Here is a 10,728-nt window from a genome sequence, read left to right on the forward strand (position 1 = left end):
GCGGCACGGGTAGCATGGACGTCACCACCACCCGTTCCAGCCGCTCCCGGGGACGCCGTTACACCGCCGAACGGCGTTCCCGACACCGGGCGAAACGCAAGCATCCGCAATAGCGTCATCGTGAACCCGGCATACTCATCCGGCGCCAGACCCATCTCGCTTCGGCCGATCGTTGCAATCTGGTAATACAGCTGAATCTGCTCGGCACCAAGCGTGCGCGCAAACCGCCGGATGTCCTCGGCCTCGGGCCATTCGTCCATGACCGAACCCGGTACACTCTGCGCCCAGCCAATGCGATTAAGCCATTGCGCGAGATCCTGCAGGGCCGTGGAAAACGACAGGCTGCGCCCTGCCATTTCATCCGCTACCGCGAGCACGGCCGCGCCGTCATGGGCGATCAAACCGTCGAGCAGGCGCACCAGGTAATGTTGATCCAGCGCGCCTAGCATGCCCCGCACGGCCTCGTCGCTCACCGTCCCCGCGGCATAGGCAATAGCCTGATCCGTCAGCGAGAGCGCATCACGCATGCTGCCGCTTGCCGCGCGCGCGAGTAATCGCAGCGCCTGCGGTTCGAAAGCGATCTGTTCGTCGCCCAGCACCTTGGCAAGATGATCGACAATGTCGTGCGCGGGCATCTGCTTCAAATTGAACTGCAGACATCGCGATAACACCGTGACGGGAATCTTTTGCGGATCCGTGGTGGCGAGGATGAATTTGACGTGCGCTGGCGGCTCTTCCAGCGTTTTCAACATCGCATTGAAAGCGTGGTTGGTCAGCATGTGCACTTCGTCGATCATATAGACCTTGAAACGCGCATCGACCGGGGCATATATCGCGCGCTCGAGCAACGCCGCCATCTCATCCACGCCTCGGTTCGACGCGGCATCCATCTCGACATAATCAACGAAACGGCCGGCATCGATTTCCACGCAGGCACGGCACACGCCGCAAGGTTGCGCGGTAATGCCGGTCTCACAATTCAATGCCTTCGCAAGGATTCGCGAAAGCGTGGTCTTGCCCACACCACGGGTGCCGGTAAAAGATAGGCGTGATGCAGCCGCTGTTGTTCAAGGGCGTGCGTCAACGCCCGGACAACGTGATCTTGTCCGACAAGCGACGGAAAATCGCGGGGACGCCATTTGCGAGCGAGAACTTGGTAGGTCATCGGCGAATTCTATCAGGAACGCCGAGGTTCTCCGCGGTCCACGCATGGCAAACACACACTGATCGAAGGAAGATGAAATAGGCGCTGACTGGACACTGCACAAAGCGGAAAACCGTGTGAATGCGTGGTGCTAAGCGACATATGACACCGCGCATCACAAACGCGATGCGCAGTATGCACAAAGACCCTACGCTAAACAACAATGCGCAGTGACATATCGAAAAATAGGGAGAAGGTGACGAGCCGGACCCTCGGCACTGGTGGAAAGCGATCGTGGCTGCTTCGTTCCCGACCTGACCAGGTTAACCGCACCACCATGCGAGGAGGCCCGTCACAAAAAATTATAGCACGGTAACGGTGCACTAAGCCACGATTTCGCCTTCGACGTCGACTTCCGTCTCGGCCTCGATGTCCATCTCCATGGGGTCACGCGGCAAGCCAAAACTATCCGTATCGCGTAGGCAATCCGCTAACTCGATCAGGTTCGAAATGGCCAGCTTGCGAAATATATTGCGTTTGTGCGCACTGACGGTCTTTGGACTCAGACACAACGCACGGGCGATTGCCTTGTTTGTATGGCCGTGCATCAGATTTTCCGCAATGCATCGCTCCCGCAACGTCAACACGCAGGGCCGCGACGCGTGCGTGGTCGTTAACTGGTCCGAGCCGAGGCGCAACCCCCAGGCACGACCATGCAGCGCGCATGCCACGCCCTCTATCAACCGTTCCGGCGGGTCCGTTTTGTAAAGGAAGCCATCCGCTTGTGCCGTGTGCGCACGCCGTACCGGCAACACGCCTCGATGCATCGAAAACATCACTACCTTGGGGGGCGCGGGCAAGCGCTTGATCCGGCGTAAGACCTCATATCCGTCCAGTCCGGGCAAATCGATATCGAGTAGCACCAGATCGGGCTGGCATCGCTGCACCGCTTGCCAGCCCTGCTGCCCATCCACCGCCTCCATCACCACGTCGAACCCGAAGCTGCCGTGGCGATGATTTTCCAGGAGCACACGTACTCCCAAGCGGATCATGTCGTGGTCATCCACGATCACGACGCGTTTCCTATCCATGCACTCTCCCGAAACACGTCCCGCCCAGTATTCGTCGATCCTGGGGGCGGGTGACCGGGCGACCGCGCAAAGCACGGCGCCACATAGGTCATTCGCTAGTGTGCCATTCGGCCGTTCGGGCAAACAAGATGGACAGACGAGAACAGGTATGTGCCTATCAATCGATGGGCCAAGTCCCAATCGACAATGCGTGAGCCCACGGCAACTAAAGGAGCGGACCACCTAACGCATCGAGTAAGTGTCCCATCCGGGCACGCTTGGTTTCGAGATAAGCCTGGTTTTCCGGATTAGGCTCGATCGCCAGCACGACACGTTCGACCACATCGATACCCGCCTTGCGTATCGCCGTCAATTTCGCCGGATTGTTACTCATCAGACGCACTTTTCCGACCCCCAGGTCACGCAGGACTTCGATGCCCGCCTGATAGTCCCGCGCGTCCACCGGCAGACCGAGGTCGGTGTTGGCGTCGACGGTATCACGCCCCTGGTCTTGCAATGCATACGCGCGAATCTTGTTAACCAGCCCGATGCCGCGCCCTTCCTGCCCTCTTAGATAGACAACGACCCCGCGCCCTTCCGCCTGAACGCGCGCCAGGGCGCTGGCCAATTGCGGTCCGCAGTCACAGCGCAAGGAACCGAACGCATCGCCGGTAAGGCATTCGGAATGCAAGCGTACCAATACGGCGTCGGGGCCGTGAAGATCGCCGCGCGCCAACGCGACATGCTCGGCGCCCGTCACCAGGTCGCGATAGACGTACGCGGTAAATTGACCGTGCGCTGTTGGCATCCGCGCGGTTGCAATACGTTCCACTCGGATGGCGGGCGTGTCCGCATCGTTCTGGGGTGACGGCAAAGGCCGTCTTTCGTTGTTTGCTGCCATATCTGCTGCCCTTGTCTGCTACGCCTTTTCGCCAATCCGCGTGTCTTAAGGCGACCCGCTCATCCGTTGGCGTCGGTCCCACGTGCGAAAGCGAATGTTCTCGCGCATCAACGCGTCAGGTAAGATTATCCTCCGACATGACGCTCGCGTGTCGCACTAACCATTACGCCGCCTGTCAGCCCGCGCCAAGATAGCCGTAGCGCAACAAAAAGATTGCCGCGATGACCCACACCGCCGGCGCCACGGACCGCGCCCGCCCCGTGAGTAATTTAAGCGCCGCGTACGAAATAAACCCAAAGGCAATGCCGTTGGCGATGGAATACGTGAACGGCATCGCCAAGACAGTCAATATGCCAGGCACCGTTTCCGTTGCATCATGCCACGGCAATTCACCGATATCGCGCAACATCAGACAGGCGACGTACAACAATGCCGGCGCCGTCGCATAAGACGGTACCGCACTAGCCAACGGCGCGAAGAACAACGCTACGAGAAACAAAACCGCCACCACCAACGCGGTCAAACCGGTGCGCCCCCCCGCCTGTACACCTGCGGCGCTTTCCACATACGCCGTCGTGGACGACGTGCCCAGCACCGCGCCGGCGATGATCGCCGCGCTGTCCGCGAATAGTGCCCGACGCATGCGACGATCGGTGGGGACATCCCGTCCTGGGCCGGTCGGCGTCCGTGGCACCAGGCCGGCGCGCTGCGCCACACCCATCAGCGTGCCCGTCGCATCAAACAGCTCGACGAGGAAAAACACCAACACGACATGCCAAATCCCGCTCGACAGCGCACCGGCGATGTCGAGCTTGAAAAACGTCGGCGCGATTGATGGCGGCAGGGACACCACACCATGAAACGCATTGCCGCCGACAAAGAAGCTCAGCACCGTGACAAGCAAGATCCCGATCAGGATCGCACCGCGCACCTTCATCACATCCAGAGCGACAATTACCAGGAAGCCGAGCACGGCCAGCAGTACTTGCGGCTGGTGCAGATCGCCGAGCCCTACAAGCGTCGCCGGATTCGCCACCACGATGCCGGACGATTTCAATGCAATGATGCCCAGGAACAGCCCGATTCCCGCGGTGATACCCGTTCGAATGGACGCGGGAATGGCGGCAATCAATGCGCCACGCAACCCGACGAGTGTCAGCAATAGAAAAAGGCAGCCAGAAATGAACACCGCCCCCAATGCCGCTTGCCAGTGATACCCCATCCCCTGAACCACCGCGAATGCGAAATAGGCGTTCAATCCCATGCCCGGCGCACACGCTACCGGATAATTGGCGAACACTCCCATGATCAGCGTTGCAAGCGACGCCACCAAGCACGTGGCGACAAACACGGATGTGGCGGGCATGCCTGCCGCACTCAGAATCGAAGGATTAACGAACAGGATGTAAGCCATCGTCAGGAACGTGGTCATTCCCGCGATCACCTCGGTACGCACGGTCGTTCCCGCCGCTTGAAGTCCAAAATATCGTAGAAGCATTGTCGCTTATCCCCTCACGGCGCCATTGCGCCCGCCAATCCGCCTCGCATTGTGCCTGAAGCCGCCACGGACCGCGCACCCGTCCACCGTCCACATCCGTCTTTACCGACCCGCGTATGTGCAACCAAACGCCGCTTTGCGGTCACACCGGCAGGAGCAGCACCCGTCTCGGTCGAATTGTCTCCTTACGTTCTGCATTTCTTGCGATGTCTGGCAATTTTTTCCACGCGTTGTGCATTTTGACCGATTTGTACAGCGCACACTAAGGACATGCTGCCGACGAGCTGTGGACCCATCGCCATCCGGTCGTCGTCCCGGCCGTCTCAGGCCGTCACGGCTTTTTGATCGCCCGGTAATGCCGGATGTCCGCAAAACGATATAGGCATGTATTTTGCTTAAGAGGAGCAGGCTGTAAAGCTGAATGAACCAAACCAAGGGGAATGCATGGCGACGGGATTTCACGCAGATGGACAAGGCAAGCCGGATTCGATGAGCGCGAACCTGCAAGCAGCCTTGGCAACAGTGTCGTTTCCAGCCAACAAGGATCGCGTGATGGATGCAGCCCGCGAAAGCGGTGTCAGCAACGATGTCCTGATTGCCTTGGATGGTTTGCCGGAAACGGATTATGCCGATGCGGATGCGCTGTTGCACGCATTGGGATAAGCGAAAAAATTCGATGAGAAAGAAACACGAATGTCGTATCGATCCGATAAGACTCATGCTCGTCACGCGGAACGCCACGCCGAAGGCGAACGACAGGACGGACAGGACGAATGGCGGACCGTTGCGACACTTTGATACGCCACGGCGTTTTCCACGACGGCTAACCACCGACGAATATCGACAAGAGGGAGTAGCAACCATGAAAAAAATGAACGTCGCATTGAAGATGGGCACCGCCATTGCCGCCGCCACGTTTGCGCTGGCCGGCTGCACGACGACGGCCACCGCGCCGAACGGCGGCCAAAGCAGCTCGGCGATGGAAAAGCGCCATAGCATCAATGCGAATGTGGACCAGACCCTGTCGCGCCTCTATTCGACGGTTCCTGGTTCCCGTGAACTGGTGGGCAAGGCCCGCGGCGTTCTGGTATTCCCGAATGTGCTGGCAGCAGGCTTCGTAGTTGGCGGTCAGTACGGCGAAGGCGCACTGCGCGTGGGCTCGGAAACAGCTGGCTACTACAGCACGACCTCCGCTTCAGTTGGCCTCCAGATCGGCGCACAATCGAAGGCGATCATCATTGTATTCATGACGCAAGATGCGCTGGACAAGTTCCGCAACGTGAAGGGCTGGTCGATTGGTGGCGATGCGTCGGTAGCCGTGATCAAGGTGGGCGCAAATGGCGCGATCGACAGCAACAGCGTCCGTGCGCCGATCGACGCATTCGTGCTGACGAACGCTGGCCTGATGGCGAACTTGACGCTGGAAGGCACGAAGGTTAACCGTATGGAACTGTAAATTCAGGTCCACTGCAGATGGCGCGTATCCACTCGCGCCATGTAGTAAAAAAGCCGCATCCATGACAGATGCGGCTTTTTTTGTACGTACCGATCACGCCGGACGCACCTGGCGCGCCAGCAGACGAAGCACGGTCAATCAGTGATCAATCGTAATTGCGCCTTGCGCTGCGCGCGCGCGGCTGCGTGGTACACGTCCAAGTAGCGCTGCGCCATATGGTGCGCCGTGTAATGCTGCTCGAAATGCCGCCGGATATGCGAGCGCGACAGACCCGGCAGCTTGTCGACCGCGGCAATCGCGCCAATCTCGTCTTCGACGATGAATCCGGTCTCCCCGTCACGCAACACTTCCCCCACTGCTCCGCGCTTGAAAGAGATCACCGGCGTACCGCAGGCCATGGCCTCCACCATCGCCAGACTGAACGGCTCGGGCCAATCTATCGGCGACAGCAAGGCATGCGCACCAGACAAGAATGCGGCTTTGTCACTATCGCGAATCTCGCCGATATATTCGACGTGCGGCAACTTCAGTAATGGCGCTATCTCCGTTTCAAAATAGAGTCGATCCGCCACGTCGATCTTGGCCGCGATCTTAATGGGAAGGCCGCATCGCCCCGCGATCTTGATGGCGCGATCAAGCCGCTTTTCCGGCGAAATGCGGCCAAGGTAGGCAAGATAGGAAGGCGCGATGGGCTGTGGGCGATACAGCCACTCCGGCAAGCCATATGGCACGTTGCCAATCCAGTTGCCTCCGGGAAGGTAGCGTCGCTGCCCCATCGAAAGCGATATCAAGGGCACATCATCAAATGCCTCGTACAAACTCTGGTGCTCCGGCAAATCCAGGCGCCCATGCAGCGTCGTGACAAATGGGGTGTCCTGACGCTTGAAAATAGAAAAGGGATAAAAGTGCAGATGCGAATGCACGATATCGAATTCCGGCGCAAGCTGGCGGACCCTTTCGAGCATCAGCATATGCGGCGCAATCGGGTCGCGAATGCTCGGATCGCGCCGCAACGCGCGCGGCCAGATAGCTTCAAGCTTGGCATCAGTGACGGAGTCGCCGCTGGCGAACAACGTCACCTCGTGCCCCATCTGCACAAGCGATTCCGTCAGATAAGAGACGACACGTTCCGTGCCGCCATACAAGGTCGGGGGCACCGACTCCGTCAACGGAGCGATTTGCGCGATTTTCATGATGACCTCCCGTTGTTGCCAATATGGCAACGCCTCATTGCTTCAGTGCTTCTGTACCCTGACCGCCCGCAAATCGGCGAGGAAGCTGTCGCGCCACACGCCCAGGTCGTTTTTGCGTAACACCTCGACCATCCGCGCATGGCGGCGTTGACGCTCCTTCAACGGCATGGTCAGCGCCTGCTGCAAGGCCTCCGTCATATCGATGATATCGTGCGGATTCACAATCAGCGCGTCTTGCAATTCCGCCGCCGCGCCCGCGAAACGAGACAACACCAATACACCGGGATCCGCCGGATCCTGCGCGGCGACATATTCCTTGGCGACGAGATTCATGCCATCTCGCAACGGTGTCACGAACCCCACCTGCGACGCTCGGAACAAGGACATGAGTACCCAGCGGTCGTACCGTCTGTTAAGGTACCGAATCGGCGTCCAATCGAGCCCGGAGAAGCGCCCGTTGATCCGCCCTGCCTCGTATTCGAGATTCTGTCGGATATGCTGATAGGTCTGCACATCCGAACGCGTCGGTGGTGCGACCTGCACCAGGCTGACAGCGCTTTGCAATTCAGGCACGTTCTCCAGCAAGCGCTCGAATGCACGGAAACGCTCGACGATCCCCTTCGAATAATCGAGCCGGTCCACACTCATGATCAGCTTGCGATTCTGCAAACTCTGCTTCAGCTCACGTACATCCTTACGGCTTTCGAAACGCTTCGCCTGTGCCGCGATGTCATCGGGGAAAACACCGATGCGGTAGACGCCGGCTTTCAACTTGCGCCCGTACGCCTCGACGTCCGTGCCATCCGCGGACATCGTGCCACCGGCGTAGCGCGTGACGTAATCACCAAACGCCACGCGATCCGATTCGGTCTGGAACCCAACCACGTCATAGCAACAAAGCGAACGCACCAACTCCTCATGCGGCGGAATATTCAGGAGCACTTGCGGCGTGGGAAACGGAATGTGCAAAAAAAAGCCGATACGATTCTTGACACCCGCGAGCCGCAATGCCTCGGCAAAAGGAATCAGGTGATAGTCATGGACCCAGATCACATCGTCGGGTTCCAACAACGGCAGTAGCTGCTGCGCCAGCCAGGCATTGACACGTCGGTATCCGGCATACTCCTGCCGGTCGTAGCGCGCCAGGTCGTTCCGATAATGAAAGACTGGCCACAGCATTGCATTCGAGAAACCGCGGTAGTACTGGTCATAATCACGTCGCGCGAGATCGACGGTCGCGAAAGTGACCGCGCCATCCTGCTCGACATGCGGTGCGGCGTTCAGTGACGCTTCGGTGACAATGTCTCCGCTCCATCCGAACCACACCCCGCCGGCATCCTTCAAGGCGCCAAATACCCCCACGGCCAGCCCGCCGGACGAGCCCTTGCTTTCCGTCGGGGTGGCAACACGATTGGATACAACGACGAGTCGACTCATTGGATGGCTCAAATCCTGTTATTCGATATTTCGATCATGGGGCACTCCGCGAACACGGCGTTCGGTCGGCGGGCAGTGCGATGGTGTCGGACGGTCGGGGGCCGGAACGTCGTCACACGTCGCACACGACAGTTTGAGGCGCGACGGTGCGGACGACGTCAACCAGGAGGCGCTCTAAAACGAAGGTGCCTAGCCGGTTCGTTCGGCACGCTGCCGGCGCGATACGCCACGCGCGGCCACATACCCTTGCATACAAGGGAAATGCGTAATAAATCGGCCGCTTGAAGATGGATTAACAAGGTTTTTCTCTTTTAATAATACACCACGTCACGCGGGGCTGCTGCCGATGAACATGGATGCTGGCGAGGTTCACGGGCCGTGAGAGCGCGGGTACGCGCGGTAACTATCGACCCGTGCGGCCAGCCGGCATCGACGTCGACGCACGCCAACCCGGCGCCGACTGTGTGATACCGGGTGAAGAGGATGCCACGCGCGGCATGCCTTCGGCCAACGGTGCGAACGGCGTTTGCACCGGGTCATGCGGTGCTCCCGGTGGCGCTAGGTCGTCCGGGCTGCCATGCAGCGACTCCGGGCCAGGAAAATCACGGCGCGCACCGGCCTCGGGTGACGTCGGCTGCCATTCATTGCGGGTCCGAGGAAGATACTCGGGATAATGCCGCTGCATGTAGGCGATCAAACCCTCACGCACTTTACATCGAAGATCCCAGTTCAGCGGCGAGTCACTGGAACTGACAAGGGCACGCAGTTGCACGGCCCGGTCGCTGGCGTCGGTTACCTGCAGGACCTGGACGCGTCGATCCCATTCACTGGCTGCCTCGCACAGCCGGACGAGTTCTTCCCGGAGTGGCGCGATCGGCATCCGGAAATCCACCCAGAGAAACACGCTGCCGATGATCTGCGAGGTGGTTCGTGTCCAGTTCTGGAAGGAATTTTCAATAAACCATTGCAGTGGCACGATCAGTCGTCGTTCATCCCAGATCCGCACGGCGATATAGGTGCCGGTAATGGCTTCCACCCGCCCCCACTCGCCCTGTATCACCACGACATCGTCGATACGCACCGGCTGAGACAGCGCGATCTGCAGCCCGGCGATCAGGTTGCCGAGAACGGGTCGCGCAGCGATACCGGCAACCAGTCCGGCAACGCCCGCGGAGGCGAGCAGACTCGCGCCGATCTGCCGTACATTCGGTACGGTCATCAGCATGGCGCCAACGCCAATCACGACAATCGCGGCCATCACGCATCGGGCCAGCACATGTACCTTGGTATGCAGGGAGCGCGTACGAAGATTGTCGGATTGTTCGAGGGGGTTCAGCGTAATAACGCCCTGTACGATGGCGTCTACGGTACGCAAGGCAAGCCATGTCAGCGACCCGATCAACACCAATACCGAGACACGCCGAAGCGGGTTTACCAAAAAGAGATCATCGTTCGTATTCCACCAGACCAGTTGCAGCAACAGGACGGTAACCGCCCATTGCGCGGGTCGGTCGACGTACCGAACCAGCATGCCGATCATGGGATAAGGCCGCGCCAGCCGTCGCAGGATTCCAAGACCGATGCGATGCGCGGCCCAGGCGAACAGCAATGTGAGCAGGGTCAGGGTGAGTACACCGGGCCAGGAATTCAACGGTGCGTCCACGATCCGCGTGCCGAAGTCTAGAAGCTTCATGCGGTAGGGGTGTGCAAGAAGGGCATACGATCCGGCGCGTGGCCGGACCGTGTCCCGTTGTTGATCTTCAGGGAGTGATACGACCGAAATGCGTTCCCGTATCGGGTGCGTCGATCCTTACTGCGCGGCCTGGGGATGTTGCGCGCGATATTGTTGCTCGATCGAGGTCAAAAGCTTGACCGAATCCGGCTCCGAATACCGCTTGCCGAAATCGAGTGCCGTCATACCCAGTTGGTTCTTGACCAACGGGTTGGCGCCGCGCTTGATCAGCAACTGGATCGTCGACGCGTAACCGCCGCGGGCCGCCATCATCAGTGGGGTGGTGTCGTTTGGTGA

Annotated in this window: 9 protein-coding genes, 1 other RNA gene and 1 pseudogene; 2 read left to right on the forward strand and 9 right to left on the reverse strand. The window is 59.5% G+C overall.

The genetic code is table 11. The features are described from left to right. Positions 1-29 precede the first annotated feature (29 nt). The 5 genes and pseudogenes from dnaX to WM40_RS23005 all read right to left on the reverse strand — a co-directional run. Positions 30-1,165: pseudogene (dnaX, locus tag WM40_RS32610) on the reverse strand (DNA polymerase III subunit gamma/tau); the annotation flags it as partial. A gap of 234 nt (positions 1,166-1,399) precedes the next feature. Further along, positions 1,400-1,498, reverse strand: an RNA gene (ffs, locus tag WM40_RS29070) — signal recognition particle sRNA small type. Between the two features lie 29 nt (positions 1,499-1,527). Beyond that, positions 1,528-2,235, reverse strand: a complete 708-nt coding sequence (locus tag WM40_RS22995) for a response regulator transcription factor (RefSeq protein ID WP_046154103.1) — start codon at positions 2,233-2,235, stop codon at positions 1,528-1,530. Between the two features lie 205 nt (positions 2,236-2,440). Beyond that, on the reverse strand, positions 2,441-3,115 hold the full coding sequence (gene ribA, locus WM40_RS23000) for a GTP cyclohydrolase II (protein WP_036009169.1): 675 nt from the start codon (positions 3,113-3,115) through the stop codon (positions 2,441-2,443). Positions 3,116-3,290: 175 nt separating this feature from the next. Beyond that, complete coding sequence (locus tag WM40_RS23005; protein ID WP_024902969.1) at positions 3,291-4,613, reverse strand: NCS2 family permease; 1,323 nt, start codon at positions 4,611-4,613, stop codon at positions 3,291-3,293. Between the two features lie 489 nt (positions 4,614-5,102). Between WM40_RS23005 and WM40_RS23010 the strand changes: the two genes are divergently transcribed. Both WM40_RS23010 and WM40_RS23015 read left to right on the forward strand, forming a co-directional pair. Continuing rightward, a complete protein-coding gene (locus tag WM40_RS23010; protein ID WP_236693652.1) occupies positions 5,103-5,276 on the forward strand; it encodes a DUF2795 domain-containing protein in 174 nt (57 codons plus the stop codon). Positions 5,277-5,475: 199 nt separating this feature from the next. Next, complete coding sequence (locus WM40_RS23015; protein WP_024902971.1) at positions 5,476-6,069, forward strand: BPSL1445 family SYLF domain-containing lipoprotein; 594 nt, start codon at positions 5,476-5,478, stop codon at positions 6,067-6,069. Positions 6,070-6,203: 134 nt separating this feature from the next. On the opposite strand, the gene WM40_RS23020 is transcribed toward WM40_RS23015, so the two are convergent. The 4 genes from WM40_RS23020 to WM40_RS23035 all read right to left on the reverse strand — a co-directional run. Continuing rightward, positions 6,204-7,262, reverse strand: a complete 1,059-nt coding sequence (locus tag WM40_RS23020) for a glycosyltransferase family 4 protein (RefSeq protein WP_046154104.1) — start codon at positions 7,260-7,262, stop codon at positions 6,204-6,206. A gap of 42 nt (positions 7,263-7,304) precedes the next feature. Further along, the gene (otsA, locus tag WM40_RS23025) at positions 7,305-8,699 is read right to left on the reverse strand and encodes an alpha,alpha-trehalose-phosphate synthase (UDP-forming) (RefSeq protein ID WP_024902973.1); all 1,395 of its coding nucleotides are present in this window, start codon (positions 8,697-8,699) and stop codon (positions 7,305-7,307) included. 403 nt (positions 8,700-9,102) lie between these two features. After that, positions 9,103-10,392: a mechanosensitive ion channel family protein gene (locus tag WM40_RS23030; RefSeq protein ID WP_052738480.1), complete on the reverse strand. Its 1,290-nt coding sequence runs from the start codon at positions 10,390-10,392 to the stop codon at positions 9,103-9,105. A 117-nt stretch (positions 10,393-10,509) separates the two neighbouring features. Beyond that, positions 10,510-10,728, reverse strand: a 219-nt coding sequence (locus WM40_RS23035) for an ankyrin repeat domain-containing protein (RefSeq protein WP_162199118.1), incomplete at its 5' end; no start/stop codon positions are given.

The sequence above is a fragment of the Robbsia andropogonis genome (assembly GCF_000970345.1).
Classification (GTDB): Bacteria; Pseudomonadota; Gammaproteobacteria; order Burkholderiales; family Burkholderiaceae; genus Robbsia; species Robbsia andropogonis.

Excerpts from the sequence above, each read along its gene's own strand:
- WM40_RS23010 (WP_236693652.1), top strand. The coding sequence starts at position 5,103 with ATGAGCGCGAACCTGCAAGCAGCCTTGGCAACAGTGTCGTTTCCAGCC.
- WM40_RS23005 (WP_024902969.1), bottom strand. The coding sequence starts at position 4,613 with ATGCTTCTACGATATTTTGGACTTCAAGCGGCGGGAACGACCGTGCGT.
- WM40_RS23015 (WP_024902971.1), top strand. The coding sequence starts at position 5,476 with ATGAAAAAAATGAACGTCGCATTGAAGATGGGCACCGCCATTGCCGCC.
- WM40_RS22995 (WP_046154103.1), bottom strand. The coding sequence starts at position 2,235 with ATGGATAGGAAACGCGTCGTGATCGTGGATGACCACGACATGATCCGC.
- WM40_RS23030 (WP_052738480.1), bottom strand. The coding sequence starts at position 10,392 with ATGAAGCTTCTAGACTTCGGCACGCGGATCGTGGACGCACCGTTGAAT.
- otsA (WP_024902973.1), bottom strand. The coding sequence starts at position 8,699 with ATGAGTCGACTCGTCGTTGTATCCAATCGTGTTGCCACCCCGACGGAA.
- ribA (WP_036009169.1), bottom strand. The coding sequence starts at position 3,115 with ATGGCAGCAAACAACGAAAGACGGCCTTTGCCGTCACCCCAGAACGAT.
- WM40_RS23020 (WP_046154104.1), bottom strand. The coding sequence starts at position 7,262 with ATGAAAATCGCGCAAATCGCTCCGTTGACGGAGTCGGTGCCCCCGACC.